General features: G+C 69.7%; 17 protein-coding genes and 1 pseudogene. 10 read left to right on the top strand and 8 right to left on the bottom strand.

Translation table 11 applies throughout. From position 1 onward, the window contains the following. From ICN82_RS17865 to ICN82_RS17850, 4 genes are all read right to left on the bottom strand, one after another. Positions 1 to 549 (bottom strand): (2Fe-2S)-binding protein (locus tag ICN82_RS17865; protein WP_193185577.1); only part of this gene is annotated, 549 nt, incomplete at its 3' end. Further along, a complete protein-coding gene (locus ICN82_RS17860) occupies positions 546 to 1,379 on the bottom strand; it encodes an FAD binding domain-containing protein (RefSeq protein WP_193185574.1) in 834 nt (277 codons plus the stop codon). The genes ICN82_RS17860 and ICN82_RS17865, both read right to left, overlap by 4 nt. Continuing rightward, entirely contained in the window at positions 1,376 to 3,715 is a 2,340-nt protein-coding gene (locus ICN82_RS17855; protein ID WP_226898585.1) for a xanthine dehydrogenase family protein molybdopterin-binding subunit, read from the bottom strand. Before ICN82_RS17855 ends, ICN82_RS17860 begins: the two co-directional genes overlap by 4 nt. 111 nt (positions 3,716 to 3,826) lie before the next feature. Continuing rightward, positions 3,827 to 4,729 carry a LysR family transcriptional regulator gene (locus tag ICN82_RS17850; RefSeq protein WP_193185569.1) on the bottom strand — a complete coding sequence of 301 codons (903 nt, stop codon included), beginning with the start codon at positions 4,727 to 4,729 and terminating at the stop codon, positions 3,827 to 3,829. Between the two features lie 106 nt (positions 4,730 to 4,835). Between ICN82_RS17850 and atzF the strand changes: the two genes are divergently transcribed. From atzF to ICN82_RS17825, 5 genes are read left to right on the top strand one after another with little or no spacing between them, the layout of a single operon-like run. Next, positions 4,836 to 6,653, top strand: a complete 1,818-nt coding sequence (atzF, locus tag ICN82_RS17845) for an allophanate hydrolase (RefSeq protein WP_193185566.1) — start codon at positions 4,836 to 4,838, stop codon at positions 6,651 to 6,653. A 20-nt stretch (positions 6,654 to 6,673) separates the two neighbouring features. Beyond that, positions 6,674 to 8,293, top strand: coding sequence for an ABC transporter substrate-binding protein (locus ICN82_RS17840; RefSeq protein WP_193185563.1), 1,620 nt, complete (start codon positions 6,674 to 6,676; stop codon positions 8,291 to 8,293). A gap of 3 nt (positions 8,294 to 8,296) precedes the next feature. Continuing rightward, entirely contained in the window at positions 8,297 to 9,316 is a 1,020-nt protein-coding gene (locus tag ICN82_RS17835) for an ABC transporter permease (RefSeq protein ID WP_193185560.1), read from the top strand. 1 nt (position 9,317) lies between these two features. Next, positions 9,318 to 10,160 (top strand): ABC transporter permease, encoded by an 843-nt coding sequence (locus ICN82_RS17830; protein ID WP_193185558.1) that lies wholly within the window; start codon positions 9,318 to 9,320, stop codon positions 10,158 to 10,160. An 8-nt stretch (positions 10,161 to 10,168) separates the two neighbouring features. After that, a complete protein-coding gene (locus ICN82_RS17825; protein WP_193185555.1) occupies positions 10,169 to 11,839 on the top strand; it encodes a dipeptide ABC transporter ATP-binding protein in 1,671 nt (556 codons plus the stop codon). On the opposite strand, the gene ICN82_RS17820 is transcribed toward ICN82_RS17825, so the two are convergent. Further along, complete coding sequence (locus tag ICN82_RS17820) at positions 11,836 to 12,918, bottom strand: oxamate carbamoyltransferase subunit AllG family protein (protein ID WP_193185552.1); 1,083 nt, start codon at positions 12,916 to 12,918, stop codon at positions 11,836 to 11,838. The two genes, ICN82_RS17825 and ICN82_RS17820, sit on opposite strands and share 4 nt — an antisense overlap. Before the next feature lie 179 nt (positions 12,919 to 13,097). Between ICN82_RS17820 and ICN82_RS17815 the strand changes: the two genes are divergently transcribed. Beyond that, positions 13,098 to 14,354, top strand: a complete 1,257-nt coding sequence (locus tag ICN82_RS17815; protein ID WP_193185549.1) for an amidohydrolase/deacetylase family metallohydrolase — start codon at positions 13,098 to 13,100, stop codon at positions 14,352 to 14,354. A gap of 46 nt (positions 14,355 to 14,400) precedes the next feature. Here ICN82_RS17815 and ICN82_RS17810 read toward each other — a convergent pair whose 3' ends face one another. Further along, entirely contained in the window at positions 14,401 to 14,763 is a 363-nt protein-coding gene (locus tag ICN82_RS17810) for a Rieske (2Fe-2S) protein (protein ID WP_193185546.1), read from the bottom strand. Between the two features lie 160 nt (positions 14,764 to 14,923). Between ICN82_RS17810 and ICN82_RS17805 the strand changes: the two genes are divergently transcribed. From ICN82_RS17805 to ICN82_RS17795, 3 genes are all read left to right on the top strand, one after another. Continuing rightward, a complete protein-coding gene (locus tag ICN82_RS17805) occupies positions 14,924 to 17,005 on the top strand; it encodes a methyl-accepting chemotaxis protein (RefSeq protein ID WP_193185543.1) in 2,082 nt (693 codons plus the stop codon). 1,130 nt (positions 17,006 to 18,135) lie between these two features. Next, positions 18,136 to 18,717: a helix-turn-helix domain-containing protein gene (locus tag ICN82_RS17800; protein ID WP_193185540.1), complete on the top strand. Its 582-nt coding sequence runs from the start codon at positions 18,136 to 18,138 to the stop codon at positions 18,715 to 18,717. A gap of 54 nt (positions 18,718 to 18,771) precedes the next feature. Further along, complete coding sequence (locus ICN82_RS17795; protein ID WP_193185538.1) at positions 18,772 to 19,299, top strand: GNAT family N-acetyltransferase; 528 nt, start codon at positions 18,772 to 18,774, stop codon at positions 19,297 to 19,299. A gap of 82 nt (positions 19,300 to 19,381) precedes the next feature. Here the strand turns inward: ICN82_RS17795 and ICN82_RS17790 are convergent, their stop codons facing one another. After that, entirely contained in the window at positions 19,382 to 20,152 is a 771-nt protein-coding gene (locus tag ICN82_RS17790; protein WP_193185535.1) for an SDR family oxidoreductase, read from the bottom strand. A gap of 353 nt (positions 20,153 to 20,505) precedes the next feature. Between ICN82_RS17790 and ICN82_RS17785 the strand changes: the two genes are divergently transcribed. Next, positions 20,506 to 22,284: an SLC13 family permease gene (locus ICN82_RS17785; protein WP_193185532.1), complete on the top strand. Its 1,779-nt coding sequence runs from the start codon at positions 20,506 to 20,508 to the stop codon at positions 22,282 to 22,284. A gap of 9 nt (positions 22,285 to 22,293) precedes the next feature. Here ICN82_RS17785 and ICN82_RS17780 read toward each other — a convergent pair. Next, positions 22,294 to 23,456: pseudogene (locus tag ICN82_RS17780) on the bottom strand (DUF4384 domain-containing protein); the annotation flags it as partial.

Below are 23,456 nucleotides of genomic sequence, written 5' to 3'. Positions count from 1 at the left end.
CGGGGCGGCGGCCGCGGGCAGGGGCGCCGGCGTGCCGCCGAAGGCGGCCGGTCCGATCTGTGCGGCGCGGGCGGGGGCGGCGGGGCGCGGATGCGGTCCGTCGGCCAGCACCGCGCGGATCGCCGAGACGATGCCCGCATAGCCGGTGCAGCGGCACAGGTTGCCCGAAAGCTCCTCGCGGATCCGCGCCTCGTCGGCATCGGGCAGGCGGGTGACGATGTCATAGCCGGTGGCCAGCATCCCCGGCGTGCAGAACCCGCATTGCAGCCCGTGATGGTCCTTGAAGGCGGCGCGCAGCCGCGTCATCAGCGGATCGTCCCGGAAATCCTCCAGCGTGCGGATCTCGGCCCCCCCGCAGGCGGCGGCATAGGTGATGCAGCTGCGCACGGGCCGGCCGTCCTTGACCAGCGTGCAGGCGCCGCAGACCCCGTGTTCGCAGCCGATATGCGTGGCGGTCAGCCCCATCTCCTCGCGCAGGAAATCCGCCAGATGGGTGCGCGCCTCGCCCTCGTGGCGCACGGGCCGGCCATTGACGGTGAAGGCGGTCATGCGGAGGCTCCTGTCCTGAGCGCGTCGAGCGCGTCGAGCGCGTCGAGCGCGCGGATCGTGGCGGTGACCTGAAGCGCGCGGCGCTCGGGGGTCAGGAAGGGCAGGGCGGCCTCGACGGCGGCGCGCGGATCGGCGCGGCCCTCGATCAGCGCCTGCGGATCGGGCAGGGCGACCGGCGCGCGTTCGATCGCGGCGGCCAGCACGCGGTGCTCGCCCCGGTCGGGATCGGCCAGAACGCAGGCCGAGGCCTTGGCGAATTCCCCGGTCTTGCGGCAGAATTTCCAGTAGGACCAGCGCGCCCGCGCGCTGCGCCGGGGCAGCCGGATGGCGGCGATGATCTCGCCCGGCTCCAGCGCGGTGGACAGCGCCCCGGTGACGAATTCCGCCATCGGCAGGTCGCGCGCGCCCCGGGGGCCGAGGATGCGGACCGAGGCGCCCAGGCCGGTCATCGTCACGACCCAGTCGGCCGCCGGATCGGCATGGGCGATGGAGCCGCCGATCGTGCCGCGGTTGCGGACCGCGCGATAGGCGATGCGCCGCGCGATCGGCGCCAGCCAGCCGGGCGTGGCATCGGGCACGGCGCCATCCTCGAATTCGGCATGGGTGATCGCCGCGCCATAGAGGATGGCATCGTCCTCCTCGGTGACGGCGCGCAGATCGGCACAGGCAGAGAGATCGACCAGCAGCTCCGGCCGGGCGACGCGCAGGTTCAGCATCGGACCCAGGGACTGGCTGCCCGCGACCGGCTTGGCCTCGCGGGGTCCGGCCAGATGCGGCAGCGCCTCGGCGGCGGTCATCGCGGGGACCAGATCGAAGGGGGCGGGCTTCATGCGGGCTCTCCCATGGCAAGGGCGGCCAGCACCCGTTCGGGCGTGATCGGCACCTGCGCGATGGCGGCGCCGAAGGGCCTCAGCGCATCATTGACGGCATTGCCGATGGCCGCGGGCGGGCCGATGGCGCCGCTCTCGCCGATGCCCTTCTGGCCGAAGCGGCTGATCGGCGAGGGGGTCTCCATATGGTCGATGGGGATGGCGGGCACCTCGTCCGCGCCGGGCAGCAGGTACTCGGCCAGCGTCGTGGCCAGGGGCTGGCCTTCGCCGTCATAGGGCATTTCCTCGTAGAGCGCGGTGCCGATCCCCTGCGCGGCGCCGCCCCGGACCTGGCCGTCGACGACCATCGGGTTGACCAGCACGCCGCCATCCTCGGTGATCCGGTACTGCTCGATCTCGACGGCGCCGGTCCCGGGATCGACCAGCACCACGGCGGCATGGCAGGCATAGGAGAAGGTGCCGGTATCGCGCACGGTCTTGTAGCCCTTCGTCGCCTCCAGCCCCGCCGGATCGACGCCCTCGGGCAGATCCTGCGGCCGGTGATACCAGACCTTGCCGATCTCCGAGAGCGGCACCGATCCCGACGGTCCCCGCGCCTCGCCCCCGCCCAGAAGGATCTCGGAGGGATCGGCCTGCAGCAGCGTGCCCGCGATCTTCCTCACCCGCCCGGCCAGTTCCTCGCAGGCGGTGGCGACCGCGCCCCCGGCCATGACGATGCAGCGCGATCCCCAGGTGCCGGTCGAATAGGGGGTCAGCGCCGTGTCGCCATGGACCAGCTTCACCTTGCGCGGCTCCACCCCCAGCACTTCGTTCGCGATCTGCGCCAGCGTGGTCTCCAGGCTCTGGCCATGGCTCTGCACCCCGACGCGCAGCTCCAGCCCGCCATCGGGCGTCATCCGCGCCGTCGCCTGCTCGAAGCCCGGCACCATCGGGATGCCCCAGCCGGAATAGACCGAGGTGCCATGCGCGCCCTGTTCGCAGAAGATCGACAGCCCGACCCCCATCAGCCGCCCGTCCGGTTCCCCCGCCGCCTGGCGCGCGCGCAGCGCGGGCAGGTCCAGCGCGGCGACCGTGCGGTCCAGCGCCTCGACGTAATCGCCGGAGTCGAAGATCTTGTTGGTGATGTTGACGAAGGGCATCTCGGGCCCCGTCACCAGGTTGCGGCGGCGGAACTCGGCGGGTTCCATGCCGATCTCGCGCGCGAGGTCATCCATGACCAGTTCCATCGCGAAGCACACCCCGGTGCGCGCCACGCCGCGATAGGGCAGGATCGCGGGCTTGTTCGTCGCCACCGACCAGGTGCGGCAGCGGAACCCGTCCATCTTGTAGGGCCCCGGCAGGATCGAGGCGACCTGCGCGGCCTCGAGGCAGGCGGAGAAGGGATAGGCGGAATAGGCGCCGCTATCGACCACGGCCTCGCAATCGACCGCCAGAAGCCGGCCGTCGGGGGTGGCATATCCGGTGATGTCGTACCAGTGTTCGCGGCAATTGGCGTTCCCGGCAAGCTGTTCGCGGCGGTCCTCGATCCAGCGCACCGGGCGGCGCAGATGCATCGCCAGCCAGCCCAGCACCACCTCCTCGGCCAGAAGGATCCCCTTGTAGCCGAAGCCGCCGCCGACATCGGGGGCGATGACGCGGATGCGGCCCTGATCCAGCCCCAGGCACTCGGCCAGCCCGTTGCGGACGATATGCGGCATCTGGGTGGAGGTGATCACGACCAGCTGGTCGGCCTGCTCGTCCATGTAGGCCACCACGCCGCGGCCCTCCATCGGCGACATGCATTGCCGCGCGGTGCGGTACTGGCGGCGGATCTTCACCGGCGCGCCTTCGGTGGCGGCCTCGAACCCGGCCTCGAAGCCGCTTTCGAGAAAGACGTTCTCCTCCCAGCCCGGATGCAGCAGCGGCGCGCCGGGATCGCGCGCCTTCAGCATGTCATGGACCGCGGGCAGGGTGTCGAAATCCAGAACCGTCGCATCGGCCAGATCCTCGGCACGGGCGCGGGTCTCGGCGACGCAGGCGGCGATGGGTTCGTTGACATGGCGGATGCGGTCATGGGCCAGCACCGGCTGCACCGAGCTGCGGAAGCCCGGAAGGCCGCTATCGGCGCGGATGCCGGCCACGCCGGTCAGGTCGGCGGCGGCGAAGACCTGGTGCTCCAGGCCCCCGGGCTTGGCGATGCCGCGGATCTCGGCATGGGCGACGGGGCTGCGCAGGAAGGCGACCTCCAGCATCCCCGGCATCCGGATATCGCCGACGAAGCGGCCGCGCCCCTCCAGGTACCTGTCATCCTCCAGCCGCCTGAGCGAGGCGCCGACGCCGTGTCCCGAGCTGTCCAATCCGTGATCCCCTAACGCGGGCCCAGAGGTGCCCGATACTGCAAGCATACTGATAATCAGTCTACAATGCATTTTCCCTGGCGCAACCCGCCGGGGGGATTTTTCCGCGGATCAGCCATAGCGTTCCGCCAGGGCCTGCTGCACCTGCCGGGCGAAGCCCGCCACGGCGACCGGCAGCACGCGGCCGCGCAGATGCCCCAGATAGACCCGCCCGGCCGCCAGGTCGCGGCGATCCACGGGGCGGCTGACCGTGCCGTCGGACCGTGCCGTCCCCGGCAGGCCGACGGGGATCTGGAAGGCGATCACCGGCTCGGCCAGGGTGAGGTTGCGCATGAATTCGAAATTGTCGGATTCGACCACGACCTGCATCCGGGCCGACATGCGCCGCGCCGCCGCCTCGATCAGCCCGCGGACCGAAATCGCCCCGGTGGGCAGCACCAGGGGATATTGCAGGCAGTCGCGCAGCCGCAGCTGCGCCGCCTGCGCCAGCGGATGATCGGCCGCCATCACCGCATGGATCGGCTGGTCCACGGCCAGCAGCATGTCGAAATCACCGGGCTGGGCGGGTTCGAACACGGCCGCCAGGTCGGCGCTGCGATCGGTCAGCGCCTCCTCGGCGGCGGCGCGGTCGCGCTGGATCACCTTGAAGGTCACGCGCGGATGCTGGGCGCGGTAGATCGAAATCTGCTCGGGGAAGAAATAGGGCAGCAGCGCCTGCGAACAGGCGATGGCGACATGGCCGCGCCTCTCGCCCTTCAGGTCGGCGATCTGCGCGCGCAGCCGCTCCATCTCGCCCAGCTGGTTGCGCGCCGATTGCAGCAGCAGCTCGCCCGCCGCCGACAGCCGCACGCCGGTCGACATCCGCTCGAACAGGTCGGCGCCCAGTTCCTCCTCGAAGGCCAGGATCCGGCGGTTGAGCGCGGTGGAGGTGATCGACAGCGACTCCGCCGCCTTGCGGATGGAGCCGGTGCGCGCCACCGCGTCGATATACCTGAGCGTCGTCTGAAACCGCATCCTGCCTCCTGCTGCAAAAATTGCATCGCGATGACGCAAAAATAGCAGTATCGCGCAGCGCAGGCGAGTGCTTCCCTGAAGGCGCAGATCGAAACGGAACCCGCGCATGATCCAGGACCTCCCCTTCTTCCTCGCCACGCTTCACGATGCCTATGCCGGGGGGCTGCGCCCCGCGGAGGTGATGCGCGAATGCCGCCGCCGCATCGAGGCGGCCGGGGATCCGGGCATTTTCCTGCATCTTCCGCAAGAGGCGGACCTGGTCGCCATGGCCGAGGCGCTGGGGCCGTTCGATCCGCAGGCGATGCCGCTTTACGGTCTGCCCTTCGCGGTGAAGGACAATATCGATGTGGCGGGCTGGCCGACAACGGCGGGCTGTCCGGCCTTTGCCTACACGCCCGATGCCGATGCCTTCGTGATCGCGCAGTTGCGCGCCGCCGGGGCGATCCCCGTGGGCAAGGCCAGCCTCGACCAGTTCGCCACCGGGCTGAACGGCACGCGCACCACCGGACCGGCGCCCCTCAACGCGATCAATGCCGAGCTGGTGCCGGGCGGGTCCTCGGGCGGGTCGGGCGTCGCGGTGGGCCGGGGGCTGGTCAGTTTCTCGCTGGGGACGGACACGGCCGGATCGGGCCGGGTGCCCGCGGCGATGAACGGGATCGTCGGGCTGAAACCGACGCTGGGCGCGTTCTCCGCCAGCGGCGTGGTCCCCGCCTGCCGCAGCTGCGAGACGGTGTCGGTCTTCGCGCTGAGCGTCGATGATGCGCATGCCGTTTTCCGTGCCGCGACCGCCTATGACCCGGCCGATGGCTATGCCCGTCCGGTCGCGGCCCCCTTGCCGGGCCCCGTGACGCCCCTTGCGATCGGCGTGCCGGACGCGGCATCGCGGGAATTCTTCGGCGACGCCGCGCAGGAGGCGAATTTCGCCGCCACGCTGGATTGGCTGAAGGCGCAGGGCCACCGGATCGCGGAACTGGATTTCGCCCCGCTCTACGAGATCGCGGTCATGCTCTATGACGGGCCCTGGGTGGCGGAGCGCCACGCCGTGATCCAGGACCTGATGGAGCGCCGCCCCGATGCGGTCCTGCCCGTGATCCGCGAGATCGTGGGCAAGGCAGGGCGGTTCTCGGCGACCGACACCTTCCGCGCGCAGTACCGGTTCCGCGATCTCAAGCGGCAGGCAGAGGCGCTGATGGCGGGGCTGGACATGCTCTGCGTGCCGACCGTCCCCGCGCTGTGCAGCTTGGCCGATATCGCGGCCGAGCCGGTGGCGGCCAATTCGCGGCTGGGCACCTACACGAATTTCGTCAACCTGCTGGACATGGCGGCGCTGGCCGTGCCGGTGATGCCGCGCGCTGACGGGCATCCGGGCAATGTCACGCTGATCGCCGGGGCCGGAGAGGATGCCGTGCTGGCCTCGCTGGGCCGGGTGATGCAGGCGGACCTGGCCGGGGCGCCCGGGGCGCCGGGCTGGCCGCTGCCGGCGCTGGCACCGGCCGCGACGGCCGCGGCGGCGGATGAGATCATCGTGGCGGCCGTGGGGGCGCATATGTCGGGCCTGCCGCTGAATCACGAACTGACCTCGCGCGGGGGGCGGTTCCTGGAGGCCGCGCGCACGGCGCCGGATTACCGGTTCTACGCGCTGGCGGGCGGGCCGCCGAAACGGCCGGGCCTCGTGCGCTGCGGCGAGAACGAGCAGGGACATTCCATCGCGGTGGAACTATGGGCACTTCCTGCGTCGCAGATGGGGGATTTCATGAAGGGCATCCCCGCTCCCTTGACCATCGGTACGCTGACGATTTCCGATGGCCGCGGCGTTCTGGGCTTCCTCTGCGAGTCCGCGGCCACCGCAACAGCCACCGAGATTTCGCATCTGGGCGGCTGGCGGGCCTTCCTCGAAACACTGACCGCAAAAGCGGCAAGCTGATCACCGACAGGAGAGATGACATGAAACGACGCGATTTGCTCAAGACCGGATCGGCCGCGCTCGGCGGCGCCGCGCTGCTGCCTTTCCTGCGCGCGCTGCCTGCCTCGGCCGCGGCGGGGTCGGACACGCTGGTCGTGGTGATCGGCGACACGATCAACAGCCTCGACCTGCACCGCACCGGCACCAACCGGCCGTCCTACCAGGTGGCGGTGAATGTCTATGACCGGCTGGTGCGCTTCGGCACCAAGGTGCTGGAGGACGGCACGATCTCCTACGACTCGACCGTGATCGAACCGGAGATCGCCGAAAGCTGGGAATTCTCCGAGGACCGCAAGTCGATCACCTTCAAGATCAGCCCCAAGGCGAAGTTCTGGGATGGCAGCCAGGTGACGGCCGGGGACGTGAAATGGTCCTTCGACCGGGCCGTGACGCTGGGGGGCTTCCCGCTGACGCAGATGGCGGCGGGCTCGATGACCGATCCCGAGCAATTCGTGGCGGTGGACGAGATGACCTTCCGCGTCGACCTGCCTGCCGCCTCCAAGCTGGCGCTGCCCGACCTGGCCGTGCCGGTGCCGCTGGTCATCAACTCCAAGCTGGCCAAGGAACATGCCACCGAGGCCGATCCCTGGGCCACCGACTACCTGCACGAGAATCCCGCAGGCTCCGGCCCGTTTAAGATCGCGCGCTGGGATGCCGGGCAGCAATTCGTCTACGAGCGCAACGATGACTGGCAGCTGGGTGAGCTGCCGGCGCTGAAGCGCGTGATCGTGCGCGAGGTGCCCTCCGCCGCGACGCGCCGGGCGCTGCTGGAACGCGGCGATGTCGATTTCTACATGGACGTGCCCGCCAAGGACGCCAAGGAACTGGCCGAGAGCGGCAAGGCCAAGGTCGAGGGCGCGCCGGTCGACAACTGCCTGCACGTGCTGGGGCTGAACGTCAATTACGCGCCCTTCGACAACAAGCTGGTGCGCCAGGCGATCGCCTATGCGCTGCCTTACGAGGACATCCTGGCGGCGGGCGCCTATGGCCGCGGCAAGCCGATGTGGGGCGGCACCGAGATGACCCCCTCCACCATCGAATGGCCGCAGCCCTTCCCCTATGCCACCGACCTGGAGAAGGCCAAGGCGCTGCTGGCCGAGGCGGGCTTCGCCGACGGGTTCGAGACGACGCTGTCCTACAATCTGGGCCTGGCGGACTGGATGGAGCCGACCGCCCTGTTGATCCAGGAGGCCCTGGGCAAGATCGGCGTCACCGCGACGCTCGACAAGATCCCCGGCGCCCAGTGGCGCACCGCGGCGCTGGTCGAAAAGCGCCTGCCGATGCATCTGGAGAATTTCGGCGGCTGGCTGAACTATCCCGACTACTACTTCTTCTGGGCCTATATCGAGGGGCACCTGTTCAACTCCTCGAACTATTCCGACCCGGAAATGGCGGAGCTGGTCGATGCGACCCTGACCATGGAGACGGACGACCCGGCCTACGCGCCCAACATCACCCGCATGATGGAGATCGCCTTCGAGGACGTGCCGCGCATCCCGCTGTACCAGCCCTATCTGGATGCGGCGATGAAGCCCGAGGTCGAAGGCTACGTGTCGTGGTTCCACCGGCAGCTGGCGCTGTCGAACATGTCCAAGGCCTGACCCATGGAAAAGCTCTCCCGCATCGGCGGCCGGATCCTGCAGGCGATCCCTCCGGTCTTCGGCGTGATCGTCATCACCTTCCTGCTGACCCGCGCGCTGCCGGGCGATCCGGCCGTGTTCTTCGCCGGTCTGATGGCCGATGACAGCACCATCGCGCAGGTGCGGGCAGAGCTGGGGCTGGACCATTCGCTGCCGGTGCAGTTCCTCTACTACCTTCGGGATCTCCTCCAGGGGGATCTCGGCAACTCGCTTTCCACCGGGCGGCCGGTGATGACCGAGCTGATGGCGCGGCTGCCCGCCTCGCTGGAGCTGACGCTGGCGGGGCTGTTCCTGTCGATGGCGGTGGCGATCCCGCTGGGCGTTCTGGCCGCGACCCGGCCGGGCAGCTGGATCGACCATCTGTGTCGGCTGCTGGTGACGGCGGGCGTGTCGCTGCCGACCTTCTTCACCGGGCTGTTCCTGATCTATGTCTTCTACTACCTGCTGGGCTGGGCGCCCTCGCCGCTGGGGCGGCTGGATTTCCTCTACATCTCGCCGCCGCAGGTGACCGGCTTCTACACGATCGACGCCATTCTGGTCGGCGACTGGGAGGTGTTCTGGGCGGCGCTGCGGCAGATGATCCTGCCGGCGGTCACGCTGGGGCTCTTCGCGCTGGCGCCGATCGCGCGGATGACGCGGGCGGCGATGCTCTCGGCGCTGTCGGGCGACTATGTCCGCGCGGCGCGCGCCAGCGGGCTGGGATCGGGACGGATCCTGTGGGTCTATGCCTTCCGCAATGCCGCGCTGCCGGTTCTGACCACGCTGGGCATGGTCTTCTCCTTCCTCCTCGGCGCCAATGTTCTGGTGGAGAAGGTGTTTTCCTGGCCCGGCATCGGCAGCTACGCGATCGGGGCGCTGGTTGCCTCGGATTATGCCGCGGTGCAGGGATTCGTCCTGTGCATGGCGCTTCTCTTCGTCGTCGTGAACCTGATGATCGACGTGATGCTGACCCTGATCGACCCGCGCGTCGGGCTGGAGAGCTGAGATGGCCGCAATCGCCCGCCTGCGCTACACGGTATCGGAAAACCCGCTGACGGTGATCGGCTTCGGCCTCTTCGCGGTCTTCGTCATCATGGCGGTCTTCGGCCCGGCCATCGCGCCCTACGACCCGCTGGCCACCCGCGCGGTCAACGCGCTGCAGCCGCCCTCGATGGCGCATCCCTTCGGCACCGACCATCTGGGCCGCGACGTGCTCAGCCGGGTGATCGTCGCCGCGCGGCTGGATCTGGGCATCGCGCTTTCCGCCGTGATGCTGTCCTTCGTGGTGGGCTCGGCGCTTGGCTGCCTCGCGGGGTTCCGTGGCGGCTGGACCGACCGGATCGTCGGGCGGCTGTCGGACACGATCATGGCCTTCCCGCTCTTCGTCCTGGCCATGGGCGTGGTCGCGACCATGGGCAACACGGTGCAGAACGTGATCTATGCCACGGCTGTCATCAACCTGCCCTTCTATATCCGCGTGGCGCGCGCCGAGGTCGCGGTGCGCCGCAATGCGGGCTATGTCCAGGCGGCGCGGCTGTCGGGATCCTCGGATCTGCGCATCCTGGCCACCCAGCTTTTCCCCAACGTGCTGCCGCCGATGATGGTGCAGATCTCGCTGAACCTGGGCTGGGCGATCCTGAATGCCGCGGGGCTGTCCTTCATCGGGCTGGGCGTGCGCCCGCCCGCCGCCGAATGGGGCATCATGGTCGCCGAGGGGGCCAGCTACATCGTCTCGGGCGAATGGTGGCTGGCGCTGTTCCCGGGCGCGGCGCTGATGCTGGCCGTTTTCTGTTTCAACCTGATGGGGGACGGCCTGCGCGACATGGTCGACCCCACCCGCCGGACATGAGGCCCGCCATGGCACCGCTTCTGAAAGTCGAGACCCTGTCGATTGCCTTCAGGACCCGCAAGGGCGAGGTCCAGGCGCTGCACGAGGTCGGCTTCGAGGTCGCCCCCGGGGAGGTGGTCGGCGTGGTCGGCGAGTCGGGCTCGGGCAAGTCGGTCAGCGCCTATACGGTGATCGGCCTTCTCGACCAGGCCGGGCGGATCACCCATGGCGGCGTCGAGTATGACGGCAAGCCGGTGGCGGGGCGCCAGCGCGAGCTGAGGGGGCGCGAGATCTCGATGATCTTCCAGAACCCCCGCGCTGCGCTGAACCCGATCATGCCGGTCGGACAGCAGATCGCCGACGTGCTGAAGCGCCACGCGCTGGCCGGGCGGACGGATGCGCGCGCCAAGGCGATCGACCTCTTGCGGCAGGTGAAGATCAACGATCCCGAGGAACGGGTCGACAGCTATCCGTTCGAACTCTCGGGCGGCATGTGCCAGAGGGTGATGATCGCCCTCGCCCTGGCCTGTTCGCCGCGGCTGCTGATCGCGGACGAGCCGACGACCGGGCTCGACGTGACCACGCAGAAGGCCACGATGGACCTGGTGCGCGACCTGACCAGGGCGCGCGGCATGTCGGTGATGCTGATCACCCATGACCTGGGCATGGCGGCCGAGTATTGCGACCGGATCGTGGTGATGGAAAAGGGCCATGTGGTGGAATCCGCCCCCGTGGCGCAGCTCTTCACCGATCCGCAGCATCCCTATACGCAGAAGCTGATCGCCGCCTCGCCGGGGCCGCGGTCGCAGCTTGCCGAGCTGACCGGGGGGATCGCCGCGCCGGTCTCCATCGCGCCGCCGCGCCCGCGCGAGCCGGGGCCCGAGCGGCTCCTCGAAGTGGTGGACCTGGTCAAGGAATTCCCCCGCCGCGGCGGGGGTGTCTTCGGGAAGAAGCCCGCGCCCTTCCGCGCGGTGGACGGGATCGGGTTCCAGATGATGCGCGGCGAGAGCCTCGGGCTGGTGGGGGAATCGGGCTGCGGCAAGTCCACCACCTCGTCGATCATCGCGCGGCTGCAGGACGCGACTTCGGGGGCGGTGGTCTTCGACGGGCAGGACATCCTGCAGCACCCTTCGGCGCGCTTCGCCCGGATGCCCGAACGCGGCCGCATCCAGATGGTGTTCCAGGACGCGCATGACAGCCTGGACCCGCGCTGGTCGGCGGCGGAGGCCATCGCCCAGCCGCTGCGCCGCATCTCGGGGCTGCGCGAGGCCGCCGCCGTCACCCGCCGGGTGGATGAACTGGCCGAGATGGTCGGCCTGCCGGCGAACCTGCTCAGCCGCTATCCGCATCAGCTTTCGGGCGGGCAGAAGGCGCGGGTCGGCATCGCGCGGGCCATCGCCACCGATCCGCTGCTGCTGATTCTGGACGAGCCGACCTCGGCGCTGGATGTCTCGGTGCAGGCGGTGGTGCTGCAGCTTCTGGACCGGCTGCGCCGCGACCTGGGGATGAGCTACATCTTCGTCAGCCACGACCTGAACGTCGTGCGGCTGCTCTGCGAGCGGGTGATCGTGATGAATCGCGGCCGCATCGTCGAGACCGGGACCGCCGAGGAGGTGCTGCACGCGCCCAGGGACGCCTATACCCAGAAACTCGTCTCGGCGATCCCGCATTTCGAGCCGGAGCGGCTGCGCGCCTCCTAGGCGGGCCAGGGGGCCAGGCCGCGGCCCACCAGCCCCTCGCCCTGCGCCCCCAGCATCGCCAGCATGATGCCGGGATGCGCCGCGACCTTCTGCGCAGGCAGGCCCAGCCGGATATCGCCGGGCAGGGCGGGATGGGGCGCGAGAAAGGCCGCCGGGGCGGCGAAGGTCTCGGGCGGATGGAACGGCGCCAGCGCCTCTGCAAGCGCGGGGTTGCGGCGCAGCACCGCCCCGCCCAGCCCCAGCGCATCGATCACCGCGCTGTCGCCGATCGCGGGCAGCACCGCCGCGGCGCCGCCATCCATGCGCGGCCCGACCGGCGGCAGGGCAGGGCGGGTGTGCCAGATCCCGGGCGCGGCCGAGCCTTGCCAGCCGAAGGCAACCCCGTTGCCGCCCGCCGCGATCACCGTCGGCATGTCGAAACGCGCCGCGCGCAGCATCGCTGCCGCCGCCGCCATCACCGGGTTCAGCGCGAAGAGCGGGGTGCGGGCATAGGCATCGGCGGCGCCCGCCAGCCCCAGCCGGTCGGCCAGTCCCGCGGTCATCGCCGCCACCGACCCGTGCAGGTCATCGCCGGCCTCCAGCGCCTGCGCCATCAGCGGCAGCAGCTCGATCCCCCCGGCCAGCGCCCGGTCCAGCGGCGCGGCCAGCGCCCGGATTTCGGCGATCCGCGCCACCTGCGCCCGCGGATCCGCCCGGCCGAAGCGCAGCGCGCCTTCGGGCGGCCCGTCATTCACCGGCACGAGAATGCGTTGCCCGCCCGCCTCGACGGCCAGCACCGGCATGGAGGGCGAGACGACGCAGGCCAGCGGCGTGACCAGCCCGTGATCCTGCGCGGGCAGGAGCGTCACGTCCCCCGCGAGGATGGCGGCCTCCGCCATGGCCGGATCGGCGGCCCAGCCCTCGGCCAGCATAGCGGCGATGGCGGCGTTGCGCACCGGGCGCGGGCAGGCGGCGGGCCCGTCATAGGCCGGCCCGGCGTGAAACAGCGCGCGCGGCGGCAGGTGCGGCGCCGCGGCGGCCAGGCTGCGGCAGAAGGTCAGGCGCGGCGCGAGGCCTTCCCAGGTCCCGGTCTCGGTCATGCAACTTCTCCCATAAGGAGTCCTTTTCGGCGCGATAAGCTTTCCTGTCTTGATCCGGTAAAATAGTCAGTCTACTGATGAATGCAAGAAAATGCCGCGGCGTGGCGTGATTTCCGAGTATGGGCAAAGCTTTGCGGAATGCCGGAATCTGTGGCGCCGATCAGAAAGAAGGTGCATGGATGAAACAGGGATTTGACACCGTCCTGAAGGGCGGGCGGGTGATCGACCCGGCAACGGGCCGCGACGGGGTCTTCGACATCGCCATCGCGGGCGGCAGGATCGCCGCGATCGAGCCCTCGCTGGAGGCGCAGGGCGCCGGGACGGTCGACCTCTCCGGCAAGATCGTCACGGCGGGCATGATCGACACGCACGGCCATGTCTACCAGCATGTCACCGGCAAGTTCGGCCTCAATCCCGACATGGTCGGCGTGCGCTCGGGCGTGACCACGATCATCGACCAGGGCGGGCCGTCCTGCATGACGCTGGGCGGGTTCAAGCATTATCTCGACGGCAGTTCCAAGACCAAGCTCTACTGCTTCATCTCGGCCTATCTGGTCGGCGGGCTGGAAGGGCACATGTACCCGGACCTCTACGGGCCCTATGGTGTCAATGCCGAGCACACGGTGCGCGTGGCCAAGGAGAACCTGGATATCGTGCGCGGCGTGAAGGCCCATGCCGAAATCGGCGGCCAGTCGCGCTGGGGCATGGAGGTCATCAAGATCGGCAAGCAGATCTCGAAGGAACTGGGCCTGCCGCTCTATATCCATCTCGGCCAGCTCTGGCCGTCGCTGGAGGAGGGCCCGGTGCCCGATCCCGACGAGCTGATCCGCGAACTGGTGCCGATCATGGAGGAGGGCGACATGCTGGCCCATCCCTTCACCCGCCATCCCGGCGGCTTCGTCTCGGAGGAGGGCGAGGTCCATCCGATCGTCTTCGAGGCGATCGACCGGGGCGTGCGCGTCGATGTCGGGCACGGGTCGCATTTCAGCTTCGAGGTCGCCAAGAAGGTGCTGGATGCCGGGATCAAGCCCTTCACGCTGGGCGCCGACATGCACGGCTTCAACGTCACCGTCCCGCCCGAGGGGCTTGAAAAGGATGTCCGCGAATCCAACCCGTTCTTCGGCGCGGCGCCCTTCAACCTGACCGTGGCGATGACCGAGCTGATGACGCTGGGCATGTCGATGCCCGATATCGTGGCGACGGTGACGCAGAACCCCGCCACCGTGCTGGGCAAGTCGGACGAGCTGGGATCGATCCAGGTCGGGCGCGCGGCCGACATCTCGGTTCTCGACCTGCTGGACGGTCGGTTCAAGCTGTTCGACAATTCCGGCGTCGAGGTCGTCACCGACAAGCTGTTCCGCCCGGTGATGTGCTTCAAGAACGGCGAGAAGTTCGAGGCCGATTCGCCGCTGATCCCGCCGCCGGTCCTGGCCTAGCCCCCGGCTGCCCCTCCGGGGCTGGCGCCCTGCGGCCCCGGGGCGGTCAGGTAAAATCCCAGACTTTTTTCGGACCCTCCGGCGGTTGCCGCCGGAGGGCATCGGCATCGACCTCGATGCGCCCGTCCCGCAGCCGCACCGGATAGAGCCGCAGGTCATCCACCCGCCAGCCCGCCGAGACCTTTCCGCTCTTCAGGTCGAACCGCGCGAAATGGCGGGGGCAATGCACCTGGCAGCCGTCCACCTTGCCATCCTGCAGCGACGCCTTGTCATGCGGGCACAGGCTCTGGAAGGCATGGGCAGTGTCCGCGATGCGCGCCAGGCCGATCACGTGGCCGTCGACGCGCACCGTCATCACCCGTCCCTCGGGCAGCGCCTCCAGCGCCAGGACATCCCTGAAATCGGTCATGGCAACGGGTCTCCTGTATCGGGGCATTTCCATCCGCATACTGACGAAAAGGCGGGGACGGGGCAAGCCGCGCAGCCGCGCGCAATCCGGGCGCCATTGAGGGAATGGCAAGATTCTTCGTGCTAGGTCGCGGAAGTTATGAACTGTTGCAGGCGATGACATGGCATTCCGGCGTTTTTCCAAGGCCCAAGAGACGGGCAATCCCGCAGCCTCCAGGTTTGCCGCGGTAGAGCGAAGCCATGTCGTCATGGTGCTGGCGCCGGACTGGACGTTCCGGTCGGTCAATCCCGCGGCCGAAAAGGTCCTGGGCCGGGCTGCGGCCGATCTGGCGGGACAGGGCTATCTGACGATCCTGCGCGAGAAGGACCATCAGTCCGACGAAACGGTGGCGATGCGCGACGCGGTCGCCGCGGGCACGGACGTGAACCGCATCGCGCCGCATCTGGACCATGCAGGCCGGGAAATCTGGCTGGACATGGTGGCCACTCCGGTCCCGGGCGCGGATGGGGCGCTGCAGGAAATCCTGATCGTCGCCCATGACATCACCGCCTACCACATGCGCCGCCGCGACAATCGCGGCCAGGTGGACGCGATTTCCAGGGCGATGGCCGTAATCGAATTCGAGCTGGACGGCACGATCATAGATGCCAACGGTCATTTTCTCGCCGCCACCGGCTACGATCTGGCGGAGATCCGGGGCAGCCATCACCGCATGTTCATGCCCGAGGGCGAGGCGGACAGCCCGGCCTATCGCGAATTCTGGCAGCGCCTTGCCAGCGGTGCCTCCGAAAGCGGCCAGGTGAAACGGCTGGGCAAGGGCGGAAAGGTGCTGTGGCTGGAGGCCACGTACGAGACCCTGACCGATCCGGAGGGGCGGCCCTTCAAGGTGGTGAAATACGCCTTCGACATCACCGAGGCGAAGAACCGCGAGGCGGATGTCGAGGCCAAGCTGGCCGCGATCCAGGCGGTGCAGGCGGTGATCGAATTCGATGCGACCGGCAGGATCCTGATCGCGAACCCGATTTTCTGCCAGGTCATGGGTTACGACCTCGAAGAGATCCAGGGAAAGATGCACGGCATGTTCGTGTCCCCTGAAGAACGGGAGGGGCCCGAATACAAGACATTCTGGGAACGGCTGCGGGCGGGCGAGACGATGTCCGACCATTTCCTGCGTATCGGCAAGGGCGGGCGCGAAGTGCATATCGAGGCCAGCTACAATCCCATCCGGGATGCCGCGGGCCAGGTGGTGAAGGTGGTGAAATTCGCCGTCGATACCACGGCGTTCAAGGTCACGCTGGACGCAACCAGCTCCGCCCTGCAGCAGCTTGCCGAAGGAGATCTTCGCACCCGGATCGAGCGCGATCTGGGGGAACTGGATGCGATCCGCGCCAAGTTCAACGAGGCCATCGGCAAGGTGGATTCGGTGATCGGGGATGTGCTGGGCCATTCCGCCGAGCTCGTGGCGGATTCCGCCGCAATCCGCAGCGCCAGCGACGACCTGTCCCGCCGCACCGAGCGCCAGGCCGCCACGCTGGAGGAAAGCGCGGCGGCGCTCGAGGAGCTTGCCTCCTCGGTCAAGGGGACCACGGCCAGCAGCCAGGAGGCGCGCGGCCAGGCGCAGACAGCCAAGGAGGATACGGCCCGCTCCGCCGAGGTGATCGCCGTGGCGATGGAGTCGATGAACCGGATCGCCTCTTCCTCCGAGAGGATCTCCAAGATCACCAACGTGATCGACGATATCTCGTTTCAGACCAACCTTCTGGCCTTGAATGCCGGGATCGAGGCGGCGCGGGCCGGGGATGCCGGGCGCGGCTTTGCCGTGGTGGCCTCCGAAGTGCGGGCGCTGGCGCAGCGCTCGGCGGACGCCGCCCGCGAGATTGCCGATCTCATTTCCGAATCCGGCCAGCAGGTGTCGCAGGGGGTGCGCCAGGTCGGCGAGGCGGAAGAGGCGCTGAAGCAGATCGATACGCGGATGAGCGCGGTTGTCGATCTCATTGTCGCCATCGCCTCCTCTGCGGAAGAGCAATCCAATGGCCTGGCGGAGATGAATCGGGCCATCGGGGATCTGGATCGCGTGACACAGCAAAATGCCGCCATGGCGGAAGAGACCAATGCCGCCGTCCAGAGCTTCGGCGCCAAGGTCGAAACGATGCAGGACGAGGCAGGCTATTTCACGACCACACCGCCGGACGGGCATGCGATGAACGAAGAGGAGAGGCATCCGGACCGCGCCAGCGCCTGACATGGCAGGACCGGGCAGGGAAGGGAGTTCGCTGCGCTGCGGGATCCCGGCGCCGCTTGCAAACCACTGGACGGCCCGGATTCACGTTGCCGGATCCTTGCAGCAAGGGAAGGCCGCGTCGGCTGAGATCAATGGCAGGGTGTCTCGCCCGCGTCGGCCACAGCCGCGAGTCCGGGTCGTTGTGGCAAAATCCGCGCCTGGCGGGTCGGTGCGAGCGTTCTGCCCCATGCATGCGCCGCCACTCAGGGTCTCGCGCGCGGCAAGAACCTTTCGAGCAGCGCAAGCGCGCTGCGCTCAAAACGCTCTGGCTTTCTCCCCCTCGCGCCATTGCTCGTATCATGGCCGGTGGCATGCGGAGAAGGCTTGCGGCGCGCTTCGGGGCTTCCGTGGTCGGGGTTGCGCCGCTCCTGCAGATCGCCCTTGCCTGCCGGGCCGCCCGGGAGGCCTGTCTCGTCATTTGCACAAGATTCGGGCAGGTCAGTTGAGACCCAGCAGGGCAGGGCCCAGCCATCACTTGTCCACAGGACTATCCCCTGTTTCTGGGGAGAACAGGCATCTGCTTCCTCCGGGGACCCAGACCGACCCCTGTCTGCCGCGGACGGGGCGGTCCCGATCCGGCGCGGGCGGCGACGCGTTTCCGCTGCCGCGTTCCGCCTCGCCCGCAGACCGGATCCGCAGGCGCGTCAAGCGCAGGGCCAGCCGGAGCGGCGCCGCCCCTGCAGGCCCGGAATCCGGCGCCGGGAAATCCCGCTTTGCGTGGCGGATGCCGACGCGATCGCACATTGCCGAAATCGCCCCGTGGCGCGGCGCCACGCGCCGGGGCCGCGACAGGGGGGGCGTCCTCCATGCCGCTGCCGTGGCGTGGCGGCATCGTGGAGCCTCCGGTTGCGGGAAGGCCGGATCGCCCCGGCGTCAAGCTTGCCGATATGAGCCTGCAATGCGCCAGAGGCTCCGGGCAGGTCCTTCTCCATCCTCCGCGCCGCGTTCCGGAGGCGGATCTCCAGCCATGCGGGCGGGCGAAGGGCTGCCGGCGAGTCCCCGGCGGGGTCGGCGGCGACAGGGCACGCAGGCGCTGCCGGACCGTCCGCCAGATGCTTGCCGCTGCCGGAGCTGTCCATTATGATGGCACGATGCACGAGGATGACATGGATCGCAGGCTCGGCGCCCGCATCCGGGCCGAGCGGGAAGGCCGGGGCTGGTCGCTGACGATGCTGGCGGGGCGGGCGCGCGTGTCCCGGGCCATGATCCACAAGATCGAGCGCGGCGAAAGCAGCCCCACGGCCAGCCTGCTGGGGCGGCTCTCCGGGGCGTTCGGGCTGAGCATGTCGACCCTTCTGGCGCGGGCCGAGGCGGCGGGAGGGAGGCTGTCGCGCCATGCGGTCCAGCCGGTCTGGACCGACCCGGCAACCGGCTATCTGCGCCGCCAAGTCTCAGCTGGGACCGATCTGCCGCTGGATCTTACCGAAATCTGCCTTCCCGCCGGCGCGGCGGTGCCGATGCCCGCCGCCGCCTTCGCCTTCCTTCGGCAGCTGATCTGGGTGCTGGAGGGCGAGCTGGTCTTCACCGAGGGCAGTTTGCGCCACGAGCTGCACGCGGGCGACTGCCTTCAGCCGGGGCCGCCTGCCGATTGCGTGTTCCGCAACGAAAGCGACCGGCCCTGCCGCTATGCGGTGGTGGTTCTGCGGGGGGGCGCGCCCGGGGCCCGTCATTGACAGGTCCGTCATCATGATGGACAACCGGGAGATCAAGGCCGGGACAGGGACAGGATGCTGATTTGCGATGCCGAGGAGCGGGACCTGGACGGGATCACCGCGATCTACAACCACGCCGTCGCCCATACGACGGCGATCTGGAACGATGCCCAGGTCGATCTGCCGAACCGGCGCGCCTGGCTGAAGGCCCGGCGGGAGGCAGGCCATCCGGTGCTTGTCGCCCGTGCCGAGGACGGAACGGTTGCGGGCTATGCCAGTTTCGGGGATTGGCGGGCCTTCGACGGATATCGCCACACGGTGGAACATTCGGTCTATGTCCGCGCGGATCTGCGCGGCGGCGGGATCGGGCTGGCCCTGATGCAGGCGCTGATCGCGCGGGCCCGCTCCGCGGGCAAGCATGCGATGGTGGCCGGGATCGAGGCGGGCAATGCCGGGTCGCTGCGCCTGCATGAACGCCTGGGGTTCGAACGGGCCGGGGTGTTGCGCGAGGTCGGCACGAAATTCGGCCAATGGCTCGACCTGGTCTTCATGACGCGGCGCCTGGACGACCGGCCCGGTCCCGGGACCGGCGGCACATCCTGAATGCCGGAGGCGCCGGGGCCGGGTCGCCCGAAATGGTGACATAAGGCAGGCTATTGCGCCGCCGGAGGCGCCGCGCGGTCCCTCAGGCGCGCAGCGTCGCCCCGCCATCGACATACAGGTCGGCCATCGTGACATGGCCCGCCTCGCGCGACAGAAGGAACATGGCCGCGGCGGCGATGTCGTCCGGGGATGCCAGCTTGCCCAGCGGGATGCCGGTGCGGTACTGCGCGGGATTGCCCGCGACCACCCGCGCCGCCCCGGCTTCGGGATCGTCCCACATCCCCGACAGCATCGGGGTCAGGGTCGAACCGGGGGCAACGAGGTTCACCCGCACGCCCTGCCGCGCGACTTCCAGCCCCAGGCTGCGCACCAGCATTGCCGCGGCCGCCTTGGATGCGCCATAGGCCCCCATGTCCATCCGCGGCACGCCCCCGGAATTGGACCCGATCACCACGATCGCGCCCTCGCCCCGGTCGGCCATGCGCGCCGCCAGTCCCCGGGCCACCAGGAAACTGCCGCGCGCATTCACCGCGAAAACCCGGTCCCAGGCCTCCGGTGGCAGATCCAGAAGCGGCCGCGTCTCCAGCATCCCCGCCGCATGCACCGCCAGCGCAGGCGGGCCGAATGCCGTCTCTGCCGCATCGAGCGCGGCCTCCACCGCGGCGGCATCGGTGACGTCGAGCGGGTGCAGAAGCAGATCGGGCGCCGCGCTCAGCCCGGCCAGCGCCCCGGGCAGATCGGTGGCGAAGACGCGCGCCCCGGCGCCGCGGAGCCGCGCGATGGCCGCCTGGCCGATCCCGCCCCCGGCGCCGGTGACGAAGGCACAGCGCCCCTCGAACCCGGTCAGCTGCATGGCGGCCATCCGGTCGCGGTTGAAGGGTGGTGCGGCATGTCGGTCCCCCGGGTCGGGGCCGCCGTCGGGGCGGCGGCGCTGGTCGGATCGGCTGGCTGGGGGCTGGCGCTCGTCCCCGCGATAGCGGCGCCGCGGCGGGCCGTCAATCTTCGCCCCGCCGCCCCGCGCGTCGCGGCAATCGTCCCGCAGCGAGGCCGCCGGGAAAAGATGCCGGAGCGAAGATTCCGTTTTGACGACCTGCGCAGTCGAGATAAAGAGGAGCCCGGGGCAGGTCCCGGCACCGCGCGAGGCGCGCCCGCCTGCCGCGCCTCGCCGTCGGCGCGTTCCAGCACGGCCGTTCTCGGGTATTCCGGATGCTTTTCGGGCTTGGCTCCTTCGCGCCGCATGGCGCGCTTCTTCTTGTTCTCGCCGTCTTCGTGCTGTTCCTGACCGAAAGGATCGCCGCCGAGGTGGTCGCGCTATGCGGCGTCGCGATGGCGCTCCTTCTGGGGCTCGTCGGCGTCGATGACGTGCTCAAGGCGCTGAGCAACCCCGCCCCCGCCACGATCGGCGCGATGTTCGTGCTCAGCGCGGCGCTGGTGCGCACCGGCGTCCTGGAGGCCGTGGCCGAGGGGCTGGGCCGCAGCCTGAAACGCCATCCGCGCCGCACCGTCGCGGTCTTCTTCGCGCTGGCCGCCTTCGCCTCGGCCTTCATGAACAACACCCCCGTCGTGATGATCCTGATCCCGGTGGTCTTCGGGCTGGCGCGCGAACTGGGCACCAGCGCCTCGCGCTTCCTGATGCCGCTGAGCTTCGTCGTGATCCTCGGCGGCACTTGCACGCTGATCGGGACGTCCACCAACCTTCTGGTCGACGGGGTGGCGCAGGATCTGGGGCTGGAGGCCTTTTCGCTCTTCGAGATGGCGCCCCTGGGCATCGTCCTGGCGCTGATCGGCAGCGTCTTCCTGGTCTTTGCCGCGCCGAAGCTCCTGCCCGACCGGACCGCCCTGGCGGAAACCGGCGCGATCGGCCAGCGCAAATCCTGGCGGGTGGAGCTGTTCGTGCCGCCGGGATCGCCGCTGATCGGCCGGCCGCTGGGCGAAGTGCCTGATTTCCGGCGCAGCTCCACCCGGCTGATCGACCTGATCCGCGACGATGTCTCGCTGCGCCGCCGCCTGGCCGATGAGGTGCTGGAGGCCGGCGACCGCGTCGTGCTGCACACCTCGGATGCCGAGGTGATCGGCTTCCGCTCCATGGGCGCGCAGGGGCTGGAGATCTCGGGCACCGAACTGGCCCAGGCCAAGCGCCACCAGGTGGTCGAGGCGCTGGTGAAATCCTATCGCGGCCCGGTGGCCGATCTGGGCTGGCGGCGGCGTCACGGGGTCTATCCGATCGCGGTGCACCGCCACGGCGCAGCGGTTGATCTCAGCGATGCCAGGCTGCATCTGCGCCCCGGCGACACGGTGCTCCTGGACGGGCCGGGCGAGAATATCGCGCGGCTGGCGCGCGAGGAGGACCTGGTGCTGCTGGCGCCGATGACGGTGCGGCCCTTCCGCCGGGCCAAGGCGCCCATCGCGCTGGCGGTGCTGGCGGCGGTGGTGGTCGGCTCGGCGCTGGAACTGGCCCCGATCCTGCCGCTGGCGATCATCGGCGCGGCCATTGTCCTGGTGACGCGCTGCGTGGAACCCGACGAGGGGATCGGCGCCATCGACGGCCGGCTGCTGCTGCTGATCGTCAGCATGCTGGTCCTCGGCACGGCGATGGACAAGAGCGGTGCGATGGCGATGATCGTCGAGGCGCTGTCGGGGCCGCTGGCGGTGGCGGGTCCGCTGGCCGCGCTGGCGATCATCTATGCGGCGACCTCGATCCTGACCGAGATCGTGACCAACAACGCGGTGGCGGTGATCGTCACGCCCATCGCCGTGGGGGTGGCGCATCAGCTGGGGCTGGATCCGCGGGCCTTCGTGGTGGTGGTCATGTTCGGCGCCAGCGCCAGCTTCGCGACGCCGATCGGCTATCAGACCAACACGATGGTCTATAATGCGGGGGGCTACCGGTTCACCGATTTCCTGCGGCTGGGTCTGCCGATGAACATCCTGGCCGGGCTGGTGACGGTGCTGCTGGCGCCGCTGATCTGGCCGCTGCAGCCCTGAGCCGGGGGCTCAGGGCGCGGTGGTCAGGATCGCGCGGCCCTGCTGCAGATCGGCCATCCGCCCCTCCGCCCGGGCCCGGTTCAGGGCCTCGGCAAAGCTTTCGGCGGATTCGCTGACCGGGCGCAATTCCTCGAAAAGCGGTCCGCGGGTCCGCAGCGCGAGGATCAGCGACTTGCCCAGCACGCTGTCATCGACGGTGAAGGCGATGCGGCTGCCATCGGCCGCCTCCGCGGCCGGCCAGGCCAGGCGCAGCCCCTCCGGCCCGGCCTCGTCCCGCAGCGCCGTCACGTCGTTTTCCGGCCGCATCCGGTTGGGCAGCAGGTGGAAGACCACGCCTTCCACATCGATGATCGACACCCACAGACGTCCCTCCGCCGGATCCGCGGGCAGGTCCAGGTCGATCACCGGGTTCTCGCCGACATGGTAGAGCCCGGCGGTGTTCTCGGCATCGCGCCCGCCCCAGCCCATGCGGATCCGCAGCGGCGTGCCGCCGGGTGCGGGGAGTTCCGCCGCGACCCGGCAGAGCGGCGGGTTCAGCACCGCCATGTCCAGCCGCAGGGGACGATCCCGGATCAGGGGCGCCAGACCGTCCCTCAGGCGGCGCAGGCTGTCGGGGCCCTCCAGGTCCCCCGCCACCGCGATTTCCGCCCCCGCTGCATATCCCGCGGCGGGGGGATCGACCAGGCGCAGGGGCCCGCAATCCGCCAGCTCCGCCAGGGCCGCGCGCAGATCCGCAGGCGGCAGGATCTGCGGGGTCAGGGCGATCTCGGCCGTGCCGGTCAGCCCGGCGGGAAAGCCGGCGTCGAAGGCCGCCTGGCGAATGGCCTGCTCCGCCGGGGTGGCGGCGCGGCCGGTCACATGCACCTCCGCGCCCGCCGCCGTCATGCGGAAGTCCTGCAGCGGCAGGGCGCGTTCCAGAAGATCCAGCATCCCCGCCCCCCAGTCCCCGGGCAGATCGCCCCGGGCCAGCGTCAGCTCCGCGCTGCCGCCCGCCTCCGCCAGCCTGGCGGCGAAGGCATCGGCCAGGGCCCGGCTCGGCACATGGCCCGTGGCGCGGGGCGGGCCGCCCGCGGCGCGTTCCACCTCCAGCAGGTAGGGATCGGCCAGCGGCAGCTGCGGCATGCGGTCGAACACGCCCCCGAACCAGCCGCCCAGCCCCGCCGCGACCAGCA

The sequence above is a fragment of the Mangrovicoccus algicola genome (assembly GCF_014903745.1).
GTDB lineage: Bacteria > Pseudomonadota > Alphaproteobacteria > Rhodobacterales > Rhodobacteraceae > Mangrovicoccus > Mangrovicoccus algicola.
The sequence above is the reverse complement of the archived record's forward strand: the minus strand, read 5'-3'. Positions and strand labels throughout refer to the sequence as shown.